This window comes from Bartonella sp. AP58NXGY (assembly GCF_042195785.1).
Classification (GTDB): domain Bacteria; phylum Pseudomonadota; class Alphaproteobacteria; order Rhizobiales; family Rhizobiaceae; genus Bartonella.
This window is the reverse complement of record NZ_JBHIOY010000005.1, coordinates 113,302-133,967: the sequence shown is the minus strand read 5'-3', so window position 1 is coordinate 133,967 and position 20,666 is coordinate 113,302. Positions and strand designations below refer to the sequence as shown.

The 20,666-nt window shown below is 36.2% G+C and carries 13 protein-coding genes, 1 tRNA gene and 2 pseudogenes; 10 read left to right on the top strand and 6 right to left on the bottom strand.

The window, feature by feature from the left end:
* Positions 1-713: 713 nt before the first annotated feature.
* Together ACFINC_RS05205 and ACFINC_RS05200 are read right to left on the bottom strand one after the other, a co-directional pair.
* Positions 714-1,935 (bottom strand): annotated as a pseudogene (locus ACFINC_RS05205) (MFS transporter).
* Complete coding sequence (locus tag ACFINC_RS05200) at positions 1,932-2,411, bottom strand: ThiF family adenylyltransferase (RefSeq protein WP_375616386.1); 480 nt, start codon at positions 2,409-2,411, stop codon at positions 1,932-1,934. The pseudogene ACFINC_RS05205 and the gene ACFINC_RS05200 overlap by 4 nt, the downstream one beginning before the upstream one ends.
* A gap of 1,289 nt (positions 2,412-3,700) precedes the next feature.
* Here ACFINC_RS05200 and ACFINC_RS05195 point away from each other — a divergent pair.
* The 5 genes and pseudogenes from ACFINC_RS05195 to ACFINC_RS05175 all read left to right on the top strand — a co-directional run.
* The gene (locus tag ACFINC_RS05195; protein WP_375616385.1) at positions 3,701-3,862 is read left to right on the top strand and encodes a hypothetical protein; all 162 of its coding nucleotides are present in this window, start codon (positions 3,701-3,703) and stop codon (positions 3,860-3,862) included.
* Positions 3,863-3,900: 38 nt separating this feature from the next.
* Positions 3,901-4,119, top strand: coding sequence for a hypothetical protein (locus tag ACFINC_RS05190; protein WP_375616384.1), 219 nt, complete (start codon positions 3,901-3,903; stop codon positions 4,117-4,119).
* 84 nt (positions 4,120-4,203) lie between these two features.
* Positions 4,204-4,806 carry a hypothetical protein gene (locus ACFINC_RS05185; RefSeq protein WP_375616383.1) on the top strand — a complete coding sequence of 201 codons (603 nt, stop codon included), beginning with the start codon at positions 4,204-4,206 and terminating at the stop codon, positions 4,804-4,806.
* A gap of 8 nt (positions 4,807-4,814) precedes the next feature.
* Positions 4,815-5,006, top strand: coding sequence for a hypothetical protein (locus ACFINC_RS05180; protein WP_375616382.1), 192 nt, complete (start codon positions 4,815-4,817; stop codon positions 5,004-5,006).
* A 778-nt stretch (positions 5,007-5,784) separates the two neighbouring features.
* Positions 5,785-5,892, top strand: a pseudogene (locus tag ACFINC_RS05175) (DNA adenine methylase); the annotation flags it as partial.
* Between the two features lie 102 nt (positions 5,893-5,994).
* Here the strand turns inward: ACFINC_RS05175 and ACFINC_RS05170 are convergent.
* A tRNA-Phe gene (locus tag ACFINC_RS05170) sits at positions 5,995-6,070 on the bottom strand.
* Positions 6,071-6,490: 420 nt separating this feature from the next.
* Here ACFINC_RS05170 and ACFINC_RS05165 point away from each other — a divergent pair.
* The 3 genes from ACFINC_RS05165 to ACFINC_RS05155 all read left to right on the top strand — a co-directional run bounded on the left by ACFINC_RS05165 (position 6,491) and on the right by ACFINC_RS05155 (position 10,984).
* Positions 6,491-7,654 carry a phosphoserine transaminase gene (locus ACFINC_RS05165; protein ID WP_375616381.1) on the top strand — a complete coding sequence of 388 codons (1,164 nt, stop codon included), beginning with the start codon at positions 6,491-6,493 and terminating at the stop codon, positions 7,652-7,654.
* A 379-nt stretch (positions 7,655-8,033) separates the two neighbouring features.
* Complete coding sequence (locus tag ACFINC_RS05160; RefSeq protein ID WP_375607453.1) at positions 8,034-9,323, top strand: adenylosuccinate synthase; 1,290 nt, start codon at positions 8,034-8,036, stop codon at positions 9,321-9,323.
* Positions 9,324-9,559: 236 nt separating this feature from the next.
* Positions 9,560-10,984 (top strand): hypothetical protein, encoded by a 1,425-nt coding sequence (locus ACFINC_RS05155; protein WP_375616380.1) that lies wholly within the window; start codon positions 9,560-9,562, stop codon positions 10,982-10,984.
* 200 nt (positions 10,985-11,184) lie between these two features.
* Here the strand turns inward: ACFINC_RS05155 and rpoH are convergent, their stop codons facing one another.
* The 3 genes from rpoH to ACFINC_RS05140 all read right to left on the bottom strand — a co-directional run bounded on the left by rpoH (position 11,185) and on the right by ACFINC_RS05140 (position 14,685).
* Positions 11,185-12,069 carry an RNA polymerase sigma factor RpoH gene (gene rpoH, locus ACFINC_RS05150; RefSeq protein ID WP_375616379.1) on the bottom strand — a complete coding sequence of 295 codons (885 nt, stop codon included), beginning with the start codon at positions 12,067-12,069 and terminating at the stop codon, positions 11,185-11,187.
* Between the two features lie 148 nt (positions 12,070-12,217).
* Positions 12,218-13,222 (bottom strand): RluA family pseudouridine synthase, encoded by a 1,005-nt coding sequence (locus ACFINC_RS05145; RefSeq protein WP_375616378.1) that lies wholly within the window; start codon positions 13,220-13,222, stop codon positions 12,218-12,220.
* Between the two features lie 32 nt (positions 13,223-13,254).
* A complete protein-coding gene (locus ACFINC_RS05140) occupies positions 13,255-14,685 on the bottom strand; it encodes an aldehyde dehydrogenase family protein (protein WP_375616377.1) in 1,431 nt (476 codons plus the stop codon).
* 470 nt (positions 14,686-15,155) lie between these two features.
* Here ACFINC_RS05140 and ACFINC_RS05135 point away from each other — a divergent pair, with 470 nt between their 5' ends.
* Together ACFINC_RS05135 and ACFINC_RS05130 are read left to right on the top strand one after the other, a co-directional pair.
* Positions 15,156-17,738 (top strand): DNA translocase FtsK, encoded by a 2,583-nt coding sequence (locus ACFINC_RS05135; RefSeq protein WP_375616376.1) that lies wholly within the window; start codon positions 15,156-15,158, stop codon positions 17,736-17,738.
* 1,236 nt (positions 17,739-18,974) lie between these two features.
* Positions 18,975-20,660: an ATP-binding protein gene (locus ACFINC_RS05130; protein WP_375616375.1), complete on the top strand. Its 1,686-nt coding sequence runs from the start codon at positions 18,975-18,977 to the stop codon at positions 20,658-20,660.
* The last annotated feature ends 6 nt before the right edge of the window (positions 20,661-20,666 follow it).

Genomic DNA, 20,666 nt, shown 5'->3' with positions numbered 1-20,666 from the left:
GTAAAGATGGCGTGCTCAATGGATTTTTATTATTTCATAGGGGCTTTATCGTTATACCGTTCACGGGCATTGTCGCGAAATGGGCTTGGGTGCTCTTTGAGAGATATCTCTTTAAAAAATTCCGTGAATTGGCAAGGCAAGTGTCTTTGGTTTGGGGGGCTATTTTGCATGAGGAGTGGAATGCCCAACAGAAATAAATACAAGCGTGAAGCAATGCCTAATCTCCATTATTAAAAAGACATGACCGTAGAGATTTATGAAAATTGTCAAGCTGAATTAAAAGGAGATGGCAAGGCTGGGAACTAGTTTTCACCCTTAAAACTTCATGTTCTCCCCAAATTAGGCAGTTCCTCGTTTCAGAGATTAGGCAAACAGAGATACGCAATATTCTTGCCCCATATGGCATGCAAAAGTGGCAGTCCTTGACTATGAGCGTTCATAAGAGACATTTCTTTTTTGCTCAATCGTTTTTATTTATACATTTTTCTTCGATGATGATTTGCAAGCAAATAATTGTCATTGGTTCCAGGTAAAAAAGATTTGAACAGAAAGCATTTTACGGTGTTTGAGGTTGGTATATTATCATCATGATCAATTAAGGTGTTACTTTATGTATGCGTTGACTGTTGAAAGCTAGATGTGTCAATGCTCTAAAAAAGTATAGATCTCTTTTAGAAGAAAACATTTTTGGTGATAATTTTATGGTTTTCCTCTCATGGAAACTTGAGGGAGTGTTTCAGCCATCTCATGACAACTAAACCACACATGAAAAAAGTAATGGTCGGTAATATTAGGTAGTAAGATGGAGAAACTTTTGCAGGAAGAAAAGAAATAATACTTAATACTGTAATTGAAAATATTCTTCCGCTAAAAGATACAGCACCGACAACACCAGAAATATGCTGTGTTTGTTTTTGGTTAAGTTCTGAGAAAAATAAGCTTTTTGCCCCGACCGGTACCGTGCAAATAAATCCATGGATTAAAGAGAAGGCAATAGACTGATGCAGCCGTTTGATGACTATGAACAAAAAAATAGAGTGCTAGGCACATCAAAGCAGACAAGAATGAAAAATATTTTATAGAATTCTTATATTTTTTATCAAGAACATGATATTTAGACATCAGTAAGTTTGAAAAATATTGTGCTGAAAAGGCACCAATATGGCAGCACATCAAAACGAACATTTGTGAACCATTGAGGTAATCAATTTTTCCCCCTGAAAGTATGATCGGTTGCCAGAAATGATAAATAATCTGAATACCAGCGCTAAAAAGACACATGAGGAGAATAAACCATGCTCCTCCCATGGTGTTTTGAAAAATCCAGAGTGTTTCCTTGGCATTGTTCAAGATTGTCTTTATTTTGTGTGTTTCAATCACCGATTTCTTTTCTTCAGGAACAATAAGGAAGACCAAGAAAATAAATCCCATCATAAGGCATGAGATGATATATCCCATAAAATATTGCCCAGAGTAATAAATCGTTCCAATGCCTATAATCCCACTGAGAATACTCCCGAAAGAATTAACTTGGTGATAAAGATGCGCATAATGTGAAAAGTAATCGTGTTTATCGCATAGAGAATGGTAAATCCATCCATCAATGGCGCTGACAATGATGCAAATGCCCGCTGCATAGAGAATTTGCGCAATAATAAGTGCTGTCATATTGGGAGCTTGAAGGCATAGAAGATAAAATACTCCTGTCATAAAGACCCCAGCCATAACGGAATATTTACGCCGATATCTGTCAGATAAAACAGCGCAGGGAAAATCAAGCAGCAGAATAGTGGTGGAAAAGACAACCTGAAGCAGAGCTAATTGCGCCAGACTCACTCCCATGGACATTAAAAAAATAGCATGGTAGACACCAATGAGCATGCGGACAGCATTATAGGATCCATAAGTGAGAGCAAGGGTGCGTGCTCTGTTCATTGTGTTGTTCCACAAACATTACAGTGAGGATTTTTCTTTAGAGAACGTTTTTCTGTGAAAAGTTGGCTGCTCCATATTCCTACGCGGTGATCAGTAGAAAGAAAGCTTCCATAACCACCCAAAAATTTAAGAGCATCGTTGGCACACATGTCGGCTGAAAGAGCATTAACAAGGGGAAATGTAGCAACTTTGAAGTTATTATTAATCATAACACAAGCTTCATAAATAAGATGGTTGCTTTTTGTCGGAAGATTGCCTACAGATGAGCTACATGCGTAACAACCAGTTTTTCCAGGTATGTAAAATGGACCAAAGACGGCTATATCATTGACGTAACCGGAATTTATATAGGCTTGTTTATTTTTTACACACCATTCATTGATCCATAGTCCTAGCTGATCAGGTGAATCTGCAGAAATGATCCATAAATCGGTTTTGGGTAATTTTTTGATATCTTTTTTGACAATCATCAACATTTGTAATCCCCATTTTTTTCTGACTGTTTTCCCGTATCAATTTATGTCTAAAAAGTTGTTTTCAGCCCCCCTCTCTTTTCTTTAGTAAAAAGAATTGATCTGTAAGGTTGGTCATCTTGATCAAATCATTATCGATAAGAATTTAATTTCTTATACGAGAACGGGTGAGTGTTGGAACATCATGACGAAATACATGAATCCCATTCTATCCTGAAATGATGCTTATTTTTTTGTGAAAGAATATTTTGAATGGAGGCTAGATAATCGTTCCTTTGATCATGGATATAACATCCTAAAAGAGCGCTTATAAAAGACATTCTCTGATATTATAGTCAGAACAAGAAAATAGTGCAAAACAAGGAAATCAAATGCGTGCTTATAGTTTTCATCTTATGATGAATGATGGTCAATTTTAAATTTTATTTACTGGCTTTTTTTCATCCACTGTACTGTAAGAAATATAAAATTTCTCCAATTTATTTCTCCACAATTTTATCATTGATAATAAATATTTTCTCATCTTCTTCAAAACGGCATCCCCTTACAGATAATAATATATAGAAATATATTATTTCTAAATTAAGCATTGCTCATTGATTTTTCCCGCTGATTCAATCAACCTTTCTTTAAAAAGGTTGTTTAAAAAACTGTACCCTAACAGTTTACCCCCCTATGATCCTTATTAACTTGAAGATAATAGCATAAAATATTAATATAAAAAATGCATAAATTTAAATTTGTATAAAACCCACAATTTTTTTATTGCTGCGGCTGATCAAGCAAACAAACCTAAAAGTAGCCTATATATCATTTAATATCATTGGTTGTGTTTATTCGTATTGTTAATATTATTATTAATCAAAATATCATTTTTGAAGTATTTATAGCAACGTATTAAACTCTTTTAAAGTCACGGATAAATGATTAAATTGCTCCTCTAGAGATATAAAGATAGATAGAAAACTCTGTGACTACTCTGTTGAATAAATTAGTTTTTATAGCTTTACTCTATTCGTGGTATGTCATTTTTTATTTTTATTGTAGATTATTCAAAATAGATTTAATAAATTTCATTACGAATCTTTTGATATGAATTTATGTATCTATTTAAATTGTTGTGTTGAGAGACAAAATGGAAAGATGTTTACAAAAAAATCTATTTAGGGAATGCTTATTGCTTATCATATTTTTATATACGTATCTTGTATCTGCCTCATATGGCTATAGTGGGGTAGATAAATTATTTTGTTCCCAATACGTTCAAGGAACGCGATGGTGCTGTTCAAAAGTTGGATTCAGTCGAGTTTGAAAAAGCAAATGCTGAACGGGGATGGAACGATACAATGAAGTTATTAGGGGTAGCCGTAGAGGATTTGAAGAGAATAGCTCTTGAACAGCAGGAACTCTATTTGGCATTGCTGAAAAATATGCCAAACAACAAACAACTCTAGAACGCAATGCTGCGGTTTTTGAGCGGATCGAGAAGGTTTTGACTCTATTTAAACATGTCGAGAAAAGAACAGAAGCCTTTCGAGAGTTAGACACAGCCAATAAGCTTAAGGATCAATCTCAGTCATCGCATCATTTAGAAGTGATTTCTGAACATCATGGACATGTTGATGGATTCAATAAAGAACTTGAAAGGCTCAATCACGAAGTTGATAGTTTAAACAACAGGCTTCAAAATCTGGAGAAAATATCTCGATAAAGAAATAGAAAGTTGTTCCTTGATGCAAATGAGGGGGAATGCATGAGATGATGAACAACGATTCCATTGAAAAAGGAATGAACGGTGGGATTTGCAATAGTACTCATCATATCTGTTACGGTTATTATAGGGAGTCTTTGTTTTTGTGTAACAGAAACTGTCAAAAAGCGGAAAGAGATAGATAGAAAAGGTATGGAGAAGCAAGAGAAACAGGTTCCGAAAATGAAGGAAAAAAATGAGATCAATATGACAATACAAGAAACACAACCATTGCATGAGACACTTCAAAATACAGATAATAAAATTTCGGGAGTCTCTTCAACCTTTAACAAAGAATCTAAAGTTTTAGCGTTTAAAGAAGCTATGGCGCTTTCATCGAAGGACTATAAAATAATCTTCTGCATATTTGTTATAAATATGGCTGTAGGCTCTGTTATCCAGATGTTGGATGAGGTCATTACCCAGATATTGGATGAGTCCATTATTCAAGTATTGGATGGGGTCAGAGAGTTTGATATTCTTACTTTTATATGTATTTTAAGCCTATTTATTTTGATCTGTTGTTTTATGGCTATCCCGATTATTTTAATTTTACACATACGATTGACGAAGAAATTGAAAAAAACACTTCGGCAATTAGAAGACACTCTTCAGCAGCGAGATAAAGCTTTTTCAGTACAAAAATAGAGAGAAAAATGATGGCTCTTATGATACTGTTTGTTTTCATAAATACAATTATTAGTTGTTTTTTTCAGATAGCAATCATTACGCTTTGTTATTCTTTTTCGAAGCGTTCGAAATTGTATAAAAAGGTCGTTGCAGAATTAGAAAAAGTGATGAAAGAACGAGATGCCGCACTCGAGGGACTATTCGAAAAAGGACAATAAAAGTAGACCAATGTTTCATTTTTTTATGGTACTCGTTTTGAATATGGCGATGTATAATACTGATGATTGAATGTATTGTCTCATGTTTTAGATAAGGCAAGAAGATAGGTTTTTAAAAACAGAACTTAGATGTATGATTAAAATTTTCTCTCATGACGGATGAGAGAAAACCTTGTGTTTCTACAGTTTTTTCGCTTCACGGTGCTGTGAGAAAAGTCCAAGTTTTTCCAATCTGCCATTGATAATAAACTATTTTAAGTTCATACTCAAAGAGCCTTTTCTTTACAAGTGAGAATGCGTAGGTGCATTTTTTATAAAATGTATTTTCGCTCTATTATTTCTTATTTTCCTAACAAATAAATTTTTTGAAAAGTGATTTCAGGGAAGAAATTTTCTTATTCGTTAAAGTCTGTGTGATCCATGTTCTTTTAACTTTTATACTTCACCATTTTGTGTCCATTTTTCAATTGGATTTGAAGTTTAATCAGTGATGGGGGATTTTGTTGAGTTACAAATAACAGAGTATAAGAAAATCTTTTCTCTAATATCATTACGTTGTCTGTCGAATATAATACATTAGTACATTGAAGGAGAGTTTCTTTGTTGAGGGAGGAGAGATAATGATAATCAGACTTTATAGATAATCAGATTTTATAATTGTGATACATTTCTCTTGATTCAACATATTTGCTAGGAGATTAAATTTTTTCTTATGATCTTAAAGGATATTGTTTTTTTAATATTGAAGAAATACCTGTTTTGAGGTCGAATGATTGTAATGAGAGAGATCTTTAAAGATTTTGACTTTTTAGAATTAGAGACCCTTTGGACCTCTGGTTTTGCTAAAAAACCACCCCGAAAAGAACTTCTGATTTGCAATAATTGAGAACATATTGCAAAACCATATTCCCTCACTTTATATTTGGGAGTCCCTCATTACAAAAAACATTTGGAAAACCAGTAAGTTATGTTTAATAAAAATAAAAAGTGGTGCCCAGACGCGGATTCGAACCACGGACACGCGGATTTTCAGTCCGCTGCTCTACCTACTGAGCTATCTGGGCATGCTTCATAAAACATGTAAAGTGTTTGTGGTTATAACATTAAAATTTTCTCTGTCCAGTCATCAAAAGAAAAATAATTGATTTTTTAATAAGTTTATCTCCCTATTCTAGAGAGTTATCAATGAATTTTTATTATAAAATAAACTTGATAGGTATGTTATGATACGTTAGTGTGTTGTTATCAGAATGCTATTCTTATCGTGGTGGTGATACGAAAAAAAATAAAAGAATCAATCTAACAGCATGATTAAAAAAGATTTTTTTACAAAGTTTCCGTGAATTTTAAGCTTACGAAATAAATAGAAGACATTTTGGATTTTTAAAAAGAGGCTATTGAGTAGTCTTTATAGTAATTTGTTTTTCTTTATAAAGAGAACAAGTCATCATAAAGAAAGCAAGTCATCTAAAAGGGGAGAAATAATGATAATGTTACAAAAACCAAGTAGTCGTCCTAATAATACTAATTTTTCTTCAGGTCCTTGTAGTAAACGACCTGGCTGGAGTCTTGAAACTCTTAAAAATGCATTAGTAGGGCGTTCGCATAGATCGAGAGAAGCAGAATTAAAACTTGCTGAAGTTGTTGATTTAACCCGTGAGATTCTTGAAGTTCCTTCTGATCATCGTATAGGAATTATGCCTGGTTCAGATACCGGTGCTGTTGAGGCCGCTTTGTGGTCTTTATTAGGTGAGCGTGGCATTGATATGGCGGCGTGGGAAAGTTTTGGATTAGGGTGGAATAAAGATGTTGTCGAGCAATTAAAGCTTTCTGATGTGCGTCGTTTTGAAGCCCCTTATGGTGAAATACCAGATTTAACACAACTTGACTTTGATCGTGATGTTGTTTTCACATGGAATGGGACAACTTCTGGTGTGCGTATTCCTAATGCGGATTTCATTCCGGATAAGCGGGCTGGATTGACCATTTGTGATGCAACATCTGCTGCTTTTGCGCAATATCTCGATTTTTCAAAATTAGATGTTGTGACGTTTTCATGGCAGAAAGTTTTGGGAGGTGAAGCAGCACATGGTATGGTGATTTTAAGTCCTCGTGCTGTTGAGAGGCTTGAGAATCATGTTCCAGCTTGGCCTATGCCGCAGCTTTTCTGTATGACGAAAAATGGAAAGTTGAACGAAGATATTTTTAAAGGAAAGATAATCAATACGCCTTCTATGCTTTGTGTTGAAGATTTTCTTGATGGGTTGAGGTGGGCAAGGTCTCTAGGAGGTGCAGCGGCATTAAGAGCACGGGTTGAGAAAAACTTTTCTGTACTTGATGCTTTTATTCGCAAAACACCATGGTTAGAATATTTGGCAAAAGATCCTGAAATGCGTTCTAACACATCCATTTGCTTAGATATTGTGGATCCAGTGATTACTGCTTTGGATAATGAAAAGCGAATATCTTTTATAAAAGCGGTTGTGAATCGTCTTGATGAGGAAGGGGTCGCTTATGATATCGGTTCGTATCGAGATGCTCCTCCTGGGCTTCGAATTTGGGCGGGTATAACAATTGAGGCTTCCGATCTTGAAATTTTAACACAATGGCTTGAATGGGCGTTCCAAGTTGAAAAAGCTCAGCTTTAAATAATTACTGGCGATTTTTGCAACGCCTTTTTAAACAGAAAAAGGATACGAGAGGTTATGATGATCTTTCGTATTCTTGTGTCAGAGAAATGGCTTCTGAATATTACATGAATTGTGAAAGAAGGGAAAATGAATGCTTTGTCAGGTGTTAGGTAAAGCACAAATTAAAATCTCTATCTTTTTGCTTTTTGTGGCAAAAATGACAGATTGAGAATATTTTGGTATTTGTTTATTTTTATTATCATAAATTGTAAAATTTAATCACTTGAAGATTGAAAAAAATCTGAAATGAGGAGTCGCACTTGCTCTAAGGTTTCGTTATAAGGAAGCATTTGTTTTTGAATGCTGGTTTTTTTGACCAAACACGACGGAGAAAGTTATGGCCAATGTAGTTGTTGTCGGTACACAATGGGGTGATGAAGGCAAAGGTAAAATTGTAGATTGGTTGTCTGAGCGAGCAGATATTGTGGTAAGATATCAGGGGGGGCATAATGCTGGCCACACATTGGTTATTGATGGAGTGAGTTATAAATTATCACTTTTACCGTCTGGTTTAGTGCGTGGAAAGCTATCAATCATTGGAAATGGTGTTGTTGTTGATCCTCATCATTTTGTTGCAGAATTAAAAAAACTATGTGATCAGGGTGTACAAATTACACCAGAAATTTTACGGATTGCTGAAAATGCTCCCTTGATTCTTTCTTTGCATCGTGACCTTGATGCAATTCGAGAAAGCGGTTTATCTGGTTTAAAGATTGGTACAACAAAGCGTGGTATTGGACCGGCTTATGAAGATAAGGTAGGACGTCGTGCTATCCGAGTGATGGATTTAGCAGAAAAAGATACGCTTATGGCTAAGATTGAGCGGCTTTTGAGGCATCATAATGCTTTGCGTCGTGGAATGGGTGTTGTGGAAATTGATTCTCAAGCACTTTATGATGAATTGATGCAAGTCGCGGATAAAATTTTACCCTTTATGGATTGTACGTGGCGTCTTTTAGATGAAGGGTATCGAGGAGGGAAACACATTCTTTTTGAAGGTGCGCAAGGTGCTTTACTCGATAATGATTTTGGAACTTATCCTTATGTAACGTCATCGAATACAGTTGCTGGGCAGGCATGTACAGGTTCAGGGATGGGACCTGGTGCAATTCATTATGTTTTGGGTATTGCAAAAGCTTATACTACACGCGTTGGAGAAGGGCCGTTTCCGACAGAGCAAATAAATGATATTGGTGAATTTCTGGGAGTGCGTGGACATGAATTTGGTGTTGTAACGGGTCGAAAGCGTCGATGTGGTTGGTTTGATGCTGTCTTAGTACGTCAGATGGTAACAATTTGCGGTGTGCAAGGGATAGCATTGACAAAACTTGATGTTTTGGATGGTTTAGATGAAATAAAAATTTGTATTGGTTATGAGCTTGATGGTAGAAGGATTGATTATTTACCTTCTTCCATGGGAGCTCAAGCTCGGGTGAAGCCTGTTTATGAAACATTAGAAGGTTGGAAGGAAAAAACAGCACATGCGCTGACGTGGGAAGATTTACCTGCGCAGGCTGTTAAATACATACGCTATATTGAAGAACGGATTAATACAAAAGTAGCTTTATTATCCACGAGTCCAGAGCGTGAAGATACTATTCTGATTACAGATCCCTTTGCAAATTGATGATTGTTTTTAGATTTCTATATATGTTCTCTGTTCGTTTTTGTATCTTTTTACAAAAAAGTTTTTAAGAGCACGTAAGAGAAAGGTGCAAAATAGCATTGTTTATTTTTCATATTCATTTTACATTATTGCGATAGTTGTACCAATATTAAATGACAACCAATTTAGAAGGCTAAAATAAAGTTTTTTGGCTTTACTATTGATTTTTTCTCAGTTTAAGAGAGATTATAGAGGAAATGGTAGATTTCGTTGGAATCTTAAAAAAGACAATTAATGCACAAAATAATATTACACCACAAGTGCGCAAGCGGATTTATAAGCGGGCTATCGAAACACTAGAACATCAATTTGTAATAGCAAAAATCCCACAAGCAATAGCGGATGAACAAAGAAAGATTCTTCGAAGTTCTATCGCAACCGTTGAAGAAGAATATTTAGTAGTTGAAAAGAAATTGCTTTCTTCAGTTATTGGGTGGAATCCCAAAAATATAAATGAAGATAAGAAAGTTACAAAAAAAGCTATATTACCAAAGAATAATGAATTTTCAGTGGTAAACATAAAAAGAAAGCAGGATTTTGTTGCACGTTCAAAAGATAATAAAGTATTTGATAAGCCTTATGTATCAGATATACCAGATGCAGAGCCTGTTAATATGGGGGCTTATTTCTCTTCTCAGCATGTTAATAGCTGTACGTTAAAGGGTTCTCCCTCGCAGGAAGATAATCCGCATATTGTTTCGCATATTTTTTCCCAGGCTTTACGCCGCGCTAATAAATCACTGGTGCAAAGGCGTATTGTGATAAGTGCTGTTTCTGTTATTAGTATTGTTGTTTTAACGGTTGGTATTTTTTTTGTTGGTGAGCGTGTATTTATATCAAATGATCATCAGTTGTTGGGAGAAAATCTTCAAGCTTCTCACAGAGTCCCAAAGGCACTTTCGATTAAGAGAAAGTTAACACAACGCTTATTAGAGGATGGGAGTGAAATTGATGTTGGTTTAAAACAAGCGACAGATTCTTCGGATGAAGAAGGAATCTCAACAGTTGTTGCCAGAAATTTGCAATCGCTTGAAAAATCGGGGGAAGCTGTTTTTTATCAAGCGCGTACAAATTATGATGCAGAAAAGATAGCAACAGGGAGCGCTCGCTGGACGCTTATAAAGGAGCCTCATGTGAAGGACGGGGGGCCAGAAGAAACCGCTATACAAGGTGATATAACAATTCCCGATGAAGGGGTATCATTACGGTTAATTTTACGTCGTAATACCGATCGGTCATTTCCTGCTGCGTATATTATGGACCTTATTTTTATTCTTTCTGATAAGTTTTCAGGTAAAGCTATAAGCAATGTTCAAGCATTAACCTTTAAAGCAAGTGAACAATCCATTGGGCAGCCTTTAAAAAGAACCATTGCTGCAAAGATTAACGATGACTTTTTTCTTGTTGCATTGAGTGGTCATCATCCTTTTCTTGATCAAAATTTACAATTGATGCGAGAATTAGATTGGATGCGTTTGGTGTTAACAGATAAAAACGGACGTATAAATGAATTAACCTTTGCAAAAGGACCAAACGGTGAGTCTATTTTTGATGAAGTTATTGGACAATGGCTTACACAACAAGATAAATTAACAGTCCTTGGTCAAAAAAATAAAACATAGATGCGGAAAAATAAAAGGTTGTGGAGAATTCTCTATATCTGTTTCTATCAATTATACCAAATGCGCTCAGCAAAGCCTATACATCAATAACTCAAAAAATTAGATAGGCTAATTTACCCGTATAAAGCCAATATATGCCTTTTTTCATTTTTACTTTAAGAATGTGCAAACAATTGGCTTTATACTTGAATTCTAGAATTTTATACTTGAGCTTGAGATAAAGCAGAATCTTTGATGAAATTTTGCACTTTTTCAAATGCACGCATTTCAATTTGTCTTACTCGCTCTCGACTGATGTTGAATTCACCAGAGAGTTCTTCTAGGGTTAGTGGAATATCGTTTAAACGACGCGCTTTGAATATACGTTTTTCGCGTTCATTCAGATTGTCCATGGCATTTATGAGCATAGAACGACGATTTTCCAATTCACTTTTTTCAATTAAAATTTGTTCTTGATCGTTAGATTCATCCACCAACCAATCTTGCAACTCACTGTTTTCCCCTTCTTTTGTCCGAATCGGTGCATTGAGTGACGCGTCACCACCAAGCCTACGATTCATTGAAACAACTTCATCTTCCGTAACATTCAACTGGGTTGCAATTTCTTTTACTTGTTCTGCGTTGAGATCACCGCTATCAAGGGCTTGAAGTTTACTTTTTATCTTACGAAGGTTGAAAAACAAGCGCTTTTGATTGGCTGTTGTCCCCATTTTCACCAAACTCCAAGATCGCAATACATACTCTTGGATTGATGCTTTAATCCACCATATTGCATAGGTTGCAAGACGAAAACCCCGTTCTGGTTCGAAACGTTTAACAGCTTGCATGAGTCCAACATTACCTTCTGAAATGACTTCTCCAATGGGGAGTCCATAGCCGCGATATCCCATCGCTATTTTAGCTACGAGACGCAAATGACTGGTTACCAGCCTATGCGCAGCTTTTAAGTCATTATGCTCACGGTAACGCTGAGCTAACATATATTCTTCTTTTGGTTCAAGCATTGGAAAACGACGGACTTCCTCTAAGTAACGATTTAAACCGCCATCGCCTGTTATTACTGATAACAAATTCATATGGGCCATATAGCACCCTCCTTTTGTCTGAATTCCCTGATAAGGCAAATTCTCTGTTTCAGATAGCGAACTACCCTTGTAACCTCACTTTAGCATATTTTTGAATTTTGTTCAAAAAAAGATATTTTATTGTCAAATCTTGAGAAGGAGAAAAGTTTCAATTCATTTTTTTAAAATGCTTAATAAGTTTAGCCATATCTTGAGGCAGCGGTGTGGAAAACGACATAACTTTACCGGTAGAAGGATGTTCAAAAGTAAGACTTGCAGCATGGAGTGCATGTCGGTTGAATTGATCTATTACATTTTTAATAATGGGATTAAGGGTATTTGACTTTGTTTTAAAAGCATTTCCATAAACCGTATCACCTACGAGAGGATGTCCGATATGAGCCATATGAACACGGATTTGATGGGTACGTCCGGTTTCCAAGCGACATTCCAGAAGGCTAGCAAAAGACGTTGAGTCTGGATGAGTACCGTATTTTTCAAGCAGAGAAACATGTGTAACAGCATGACGAGCATAAGGATTTTGGCTATGAATAACAGCTTGCTTTGTTCGGTTATGGGGCGAACGACCAAGTGATGCATCAATTGTCCAGACATTGCGCTGAGGTGCCCCCCAAATCAAGGCATGATAACGTCGATCTAATGCGCAGGTACGTCCATGATCAGAAAATTGAGCGCTAAGACTTTTATGGGCAAGATCATTTTTTGCAACAACCATAACACCGCTTGTATTTTTATCGAGACGATGGACAATGCCAGGGCGTTTAACACCACCTATACCAGATAAACTATTACCACAGTGGTAAATAAGAGCATTAACCAACGTACCAGTCCAATTGCCATTCCCAGGATGAACAACAAGACCAGCTGGTTTATTAATAACGATGATATGATCATCTTCAAAAAGGATGTCCAATGCGATAGCTTCAGCGCTAGGTTCTGCATCACGAAGATCAGGCATTGCCAATTCAATTATTTGGTTAATTTTTAATTTTGTTTTTGGTTCCTTTATGAGAAGACCATCAATCTTAAGACAGCCTTCATGGATGAGGGCTTGCAAACGTGAACGTGAGAGCACATTATGGTATTGTTTTGCGAGCCACTGGTCAAGACGTTGCCCAAGAGCACCTTCATCCGTTATTTTCTGTATTACCATACGATTCCTATTAAGTTTTTAATAAGATTCTCTTACCAGTATGAAATTGCTTTACTATCAAGAAATTCTTTAATTCCCCAATGTCCCCCTTCACGGGCGCGCCCAGAAAATTTTACACCTCCAAAGTAGCTTCCACTGGGTAACCCATGTCCATTAACTTCTACCATACCAGAGCGTACTTGTGCTGCAATACGACGACATTTGTTGCGATCTTGTGATTGAATATAATTTGTAAGACCATACTCAGTGTTATTGGCTAAAGCGACGGCTTCTTCTTCTGTACTAAAAGCAAGAATCGAGAGAACTGGACCAAAGATTTCTTCTTTAAAAATACGCATATGAGGTTTTACATCAGCAAAGACTGTTGGACGAACATAATAACCGCGTTCCATTCCTTTTGGTAAACCAATTCCGCCTGCAACAAGAGTTGCACCTTCATCAATTCCCGATTGGATAAGTTCTTGAATTTTATCGTATTGTTTTTTTGAAACGACAGGACCAATATGATTTCCTTCTTGGTAGTTTGGTCCTACTTTTGTTGTTTCTGCAATATCTTTAGCTATTTTTACGGCTTTGTCATAGATGCTCTGTTCCACAAGCATACGAGTCGGTGCATTACAACTTTGTCCACTATTATAAAAGCAATGTCGTGCACCACGTTGAATAGCATCTGAGTCGGCATCAGCAAAAATAATATTCGCTCCTTTTCCCCCAAGTTCCAGACAGACTCTTTTTAAAGTTGCGCTGGCATTTTTCGAAATATCTTTTCCTGCTCTGGTTGAACCAGTAAAGCTGATCATTTCTAAATCTGGATGTGCAGAGAGGTAAGAGCCGACAGTCGCACCATCACCATTGATTAAATTAAAAACACCGGCTGGAAGTGCTGCTTCATCTAAAATTTCAGCAAAAAGCATAGCAGAAAGAGGCGCAATTTCAGAGGGCTTTAACACCATGGTACAGCCAGCCAAGAGAGCAGGAATAACTTTAAGCGTTACTTGATTCATGGGCCAATTCCATGGCGTAATTAATCCTACAACGCCGATAGGATCGTAGTGAAGGATTGCTTGCTTATTTCCCTTTATTAAAGTTTCTTGGAATGAAAACTCTTTATAAGCTTCGATAAAATTGCGAATATGGGAACTTCCGGTTGCAGTTTGGGCATTAAGCGCCATATCAATTGGTGCTCCCATTTCCATTGAAATGGTTTTTGCCATGTCTTTGGAACGTTTTTCATAGATCTCTAGAATTTTTTCAACGAATCCAAGACGCTCGCTTGGTGATGTTGTTTTCCATTTTTGAAACGCTTCTTTAGCCGCGTTAATTGCCTTATCGGCATCTTTTGTACTTCCAAGGCTAATGACAGCACAAGCCTCTTCTGTTGATGGATTAATGACGTCAAAGTCGTGAGGAGTGCTTGGATCATCCCATAGACCATTGATATAAAATTTCCGTTTGTTAAACATAATTCGCTCCCTTTTTTCTATTTGTGTTTATGTCATTATGATTATCTTAGTCTAAGCCTTTTTAAACGAGGATAACAAGGGTAATCTTATAAAAACGCGAGAAACTAGATTATATTATGGTAATTGAGCATGGAGAATTTAATAGAGCAATGCTTATATAACCATTTGTGTTATTGAGACTAATTTCTTTTATGAAAAGGGAGAGAAAGAGAAGTATAGACAATTTCCTTGAAGCTTTTTTTATCATGAAGTTGTCTTCAAAACAAATGAAATACGAGCTCTATGACACCATAAACTGGGCAATTTACGTCGTAAATAGGAAGAAAAAACATTATGAATATGCATTATGGCATTATTTTTTTTATTGAAAAGTAGCTATCAGCAAAAGGTTATTAACCTTCATACGATAGTCTCTATGAATTCTTTTTGAAAAGATTATTTTTCTCATTGCTATAAATTTGTTGGGTGCCATGCATAATTCGAAAACAAAATCTATTTCTACATCTTCTTTTTCTGATGATGGTACAAAAGGTGCATCAAGAGAAGATTTATCTATTAAGATTACCGAGATATTTCCTTATCCGGAAGTGTGGAAAAAGGCATTTACCCTCGGAAAAAACGTCCGTTTTACGCGTACCCCAGAAGTTGAAATTTTGCGTCGTCGTATAGAAACAGATCCAATTTTTGCAAAACAGTTTAAAATTTTTACGAAGCAAGATCAAAAACAAATTACAGATATTGTACGCTGTAACAAGAAAACGAAAAATGTTCTATCGACAAAAAAAGTCATTAATCCTCAATCAATAGAGAATAAAACGTCAGTTTGTCATTCAACAGTTTTACAGCAGTTGTCACGACAAACTATTGGTATGTCACCAGCAAATATTCCGCTTAAGGAGGATAAACAAGAACATAAATTACCAGGAGAAAATGTGCTACAAAAAATGAATCCTGCTTTGCACCTTTCCAATGATGCATTTTTTGAGTGTGAATCTTTGATATTTGAATATGTGGATACTCAAACTTCAAAAGAGGATGCATCGATTGACACAAAAAATGAAATTACACCTCATATTCCTTCTGCCTTTGATGAGTCAATAACTGCTCTTTATCGTGTTCTTGAATACCGCTTTCCACAACTCTATGATTCAATTACATCAGAATCTCCAGCAGAAAGGATGCGAGGTGTTGAGCAAATTTCTGATTTAATGCATACAAATAATGATACGGCTAAAAAGTATCATTCTAAGCTTTCTGTTGAAGATTGTATCCATACGCAAAGTGATGCAGAAGCGTTAAACAATACTGAGGCGTTAAGCGGTGCTGGGGCTCGTATAGAGACTGAAAATAGCAATAATACTATCGCTAATAATACCGTTGATTGTGTAACAAAAGATGTCACAAAGAATTCAAAAGATTTGTCTGTGATGCAAGCAAACGTTAAAACTAAAATATTCCAATCTAGCCGCGCGCCATTAGGCAATTATGATTCTGCTTTTGTGCAAAATATGCACTCTGTTGACTGTGATGTTTATGAGTTTCCTCCGGTCAGTTTATTACAGAAACCTGTTTTTCATGAAGGTACGATGATTCCTCAGGAAACATTAGAACGCGGTGCTGGACTTTTGGAAAGTGTTTTGGAAGATTTTGGTATTAAGGGTGAAGTTATCCATGTACATCCAGGGCCAGTGGTTACAATGTATGAATTTGAGCCTGCTGCGGGTGTAAAGTCATCGCGCGTTATTAATCTTTCTGATGATATTGCACGTTCTATGTCTGCTATTTCTACACGCGTTGCTGTCATTCCTGGACGTAATGTTATCGGGATTGAGTTACCCAATGCGGTTCGTGAAACCGTTTATTTACGGGAATTAATCCAAACACGTTCTTTTCGTGAAAGTGAATTTAAACTTGCTCTTGCTTTGGGGAAAGGGATTAATGGTGAACCGGTCATTGCAGAATTAGCAAAAATGCCTCATTTATTGGTTGCGGGAACAACAGGATCAGGAAAGTCTGTTGCAATTAATACAATGATTTTGTCGATTCTTTATCGTATGACACCAAAGCAGTGTCGTTTGATCATGGTTGATCCTAAAATGTTAGAGCTCTCTGTTTATGATGGCATACCACATCTTTTAACACCTGTTGTAACAGATCCTAAAAAAGCAGTAACAGCTTTAAAATGGGCGGTTCGTGAAATGGAAGAACGTTATCGCAAAATGGCTAAGTTAGGTGTGCGTAATATTGATGGTTTTAATGCACGCGTTGCACTTGCAGCTCAAAAAGGCGAGACGATCATGTGTACTGTACAATCGGGCTTTGATAAGGAAACAGGGGAAATGCTTTATCATGAAGAAGCCATGGATCTCACGCAGCTTCCTTATATTGTTGTGATTGTTGATGAGATGGCTGATCTTATGATGGTGGCAGGGAAAGAAATAGAGAATGCCATTCAGCGCTTAGCGCAAATGGCGCGTGCGGCAGGTATTCATCTTATTATGGCAACGCAGCGTCCTTCTGTTGATGTTATCACAGGGACAATTAAAGCGAACTTTCCTACCCGCATTTCTTTTCAAGTAACCTCAAAAATTGATAGTCGTACGATCTTGGGTGAACAAGGTGCTGAAACGCTTTTAGGTCAGGGGGATATGCTTCATATGGTAGGTGGTGGGCGCATCGTGCGCGTTCATAGCCCTTTTGTCTCTGATGAAGAAGTTGAATCCATCGTTGCACATCTTAAAATGCAAGGAAAACCTGATTATTTAGCAACGGTAACGGATAATGAAGACGATAACAAAGAGGATGCTTCTGCTGATTCAACGGTTGGACTTTCTGAGGACGAAGATTTTGATGAAGAGAGTGAGGGACTTTATAATCAAGCTGTAAAGATTGTTATGCGTGATAGAAAATGTTCAACGTCTTATATTCAGCGTCGACTTTCAATCGGCTATAATAAAGCAGCTTCTCTTGTCGAACAGATGGAAGAAAAAGGCATTGTTGGAGCCGCTAATCATGTTGGAAAACGTGAAATTCTACTCAATGAAGGGAAATAAACAAGCACATTTTAAAATGGGCAATTTTTAAAATGTCTGACAGTCATTATTTAAATGTGCTTGTTTTATTTTTTCAGAGAAAATGGGCTACACGTATTTATTTTTTATCATAATATTAAAAAATTGAGTAGAGAGTCATAAAGCAAAAGTGATTTTTTGTATTAAAATTGCTAATGAGGTAAACAGGCTGATATCAAAGGAGATTGTAAGATATTTTTAATATTTCTCAATGATCTGGAATGTAAAGAAATTAAACAAATCTTTATATGAAGACCGATGATGTTTGTTTTCTATTCTATTTACAGAGAGATTCTTGAGTAAAATAGTGTGGTGATGTATTTTTTGTTTTTTTCTGTCTCGATTTTAATGAAAAAAAGGTCTTTGGGCGATTATGGAGAGTATCATAAGAAGAGTGTCCAATATACAAGGTCTGTTGCGTTGGGTGCTTTAAAGCGCTACGCTGAATTTATTATCATTTGATACTATCAGTGCAAGAAAGATATTCTTACGAGACTTTATTTGAAAAAGAAATTTTTAATTTCGGACTTTTATCATGTAATATACTGATTTATAATGATAGTTTATCATTATTTTTGTGAATAAAAGTCTCCAATATCGTAAGATTTTTTCATTTCAAATCTATTCCATGTTGAATAGTCAAAACCATTTTTTTGTATATCATAAGTTAAGTTAGCGTATGGGTAAAAAACATTTAAAAAAGAAATTTAAATGCCTCTGATGAGGGCATTCAAATGCCAAAAACTATTGGCAACATGAGGAGCTGGAAAGTATAATGATGGTGCTGGCTAATTTTTGCGTAAGAATAAAATGGTAATACACAATGCTTTGATATCTTCTATGGTGATCTTTATAGCGCACCATTTATGGGGGACGTCGTAAATAAGTTTGGGGATCGTGGGATATATCTCTTTAAAACAGGCGCATGAATGCGCAAAATTAAGTGTATTCTTTTTTGGGTGACTATTTTATGTGAGGATCCTGTTCCTATTAAGGTAACAAATCTTGTTACCTTAATAGGTGAATAAGCAACAGTGTTGGGGAATTCTTTTTATTTTTGTTTTGTTGGTGAAGCAGTCAAAATTTTGCTACAGACAATTGATACAAGATGTCAGAGTATTGTAACCAGAGAAGGTACTTGTAAAAGATTAGCATTATTCGTTTGAGAGTAAATCCAATACTTTTTTAGTTTTAGTTATGCCATTAAAAGAAGATGAGTTGAAGTTAAATACAAATGAATTAAAATGTAAGCAAGAAGCTTTTCGTTTTACACCAGAGCTTTTACCGCGACCTTTTACGTGGAAAATTGATAGCAATGGTTTATTTTGTGAAGTTTCAAAAGAGTTAGCTGAAGTTGTTGGGCCTCTCTCTTCCTCTATTTTAGGATGTAGTTTTCATGATCTTGCTTATCAATTTAATGATGAGCGGTATCGGATTCTTAGTCGTTTTATTGAAGCGGCTGTACCTTGGAATGAAGAGATTGTTCAATGGCCTGTTGATGGCTGTTCACAATGGCTTGATGTTGAGTTATCTGCTTTACCAATTTTTGATGTTAAAAAGAAGCTTAAGGGATTTTGTGGCTTTGGTGTTTTAAAAGTACGAAAAAAAGTCCAAGAAAAAAGAGATGAAAAGCTGAAGACGAAAATGCCGTGTCTCTCTGAGATAGAACGATCAGCTTTTCGTGAGATTGCCGAGCAATTGCGTGATGAATTGAATTCATCGGCAAAAGAAGAAAATTTAGTTGAAGAAACAGCTATTCAGTTACCATATACACAAACATTGCCGGTAAATGCTATAGAACAAGCTCTCGTAAAAGAGCCCGCTGCAGTTTTATCATTGTTGGATACAGCGACTGATGGTGTTTTATGGTTGGATGAAGAGGGCTTTATTCAATCAGCGAGTAGGGCAGCCTTAGCATTAATGAGTTATGAAATAAATGAACTACGAGGACAGCCATTCTCTTCATTATTTACTTTGCAAAGCCGACCTTTGGTTGAAAAATATTTTAAATCAATCCGTATAGAGGGGAAAAATCAGGTTTTAAATAGCAGTGAAAGCGCTGATTTAATGACAAAAAATCATAAAAATATAACCGTTTTGATAACGATTGTATTTTTGGCAAAGCAAGGCAATTATGCTGTTATGTTACGTGATAGGACACAAACAGTTCGATCAGGAGAAAAAAAAGCAGAAGAGGATAAAATCGTTGGAGTTGTTCATGAAATACGAACACCTTTGAATGCTCTTATTGGTTTTGCAGAAATTATGAGAGAAGGCCGTTTTGGTTCGATAGAAAATGAGCGCTATCATGGATATTTACGCGATATTATTTCCTCTGGAAAGCATATATTATCGCTGATTAATCAATTACTAGAGTGCTCGAAGATAAATTATTCTGGTTCCGATAACCAGATTGATTCTTCCCTTATTTCTGAAACATTTGATGTTATATCTTGTTTACGTGCGACGATAGCTTTTCTTGAAACTCAAGCCAATCAGAACGGCATTATCATGCGTATTGTTGCTCCACCTCACGTTCCATTTATTCCTGTATCACAACAAGTGTTTCGCCAGATTATATGGAATCTTCTTTCCAATGCTATTCGTTTTACACCTTTGGGTGGACAGATTATTGTTCACGTTTCTTATAGAAAAGAACGTGTAAAAATTTCAGTGAGTGATAATGGTATAGGGATGAACGAAGAAGAGATTATACAGGCACTGCAACCTTATGGTCAAGTAGAGCGCAAAGATGGACGATCTGGTGATAGCGCTTTTATGGGAACAGGTTTAGGCCTTCCAATGTGTAAAGCAATGGTGGAAGAAAGAGGAGGACAATTTTTACTGTTCTCAAAACCCAATCATGGAACAACTGTGGAAATGTTTTTTCCTCGTGTTCCATGAGGTTAA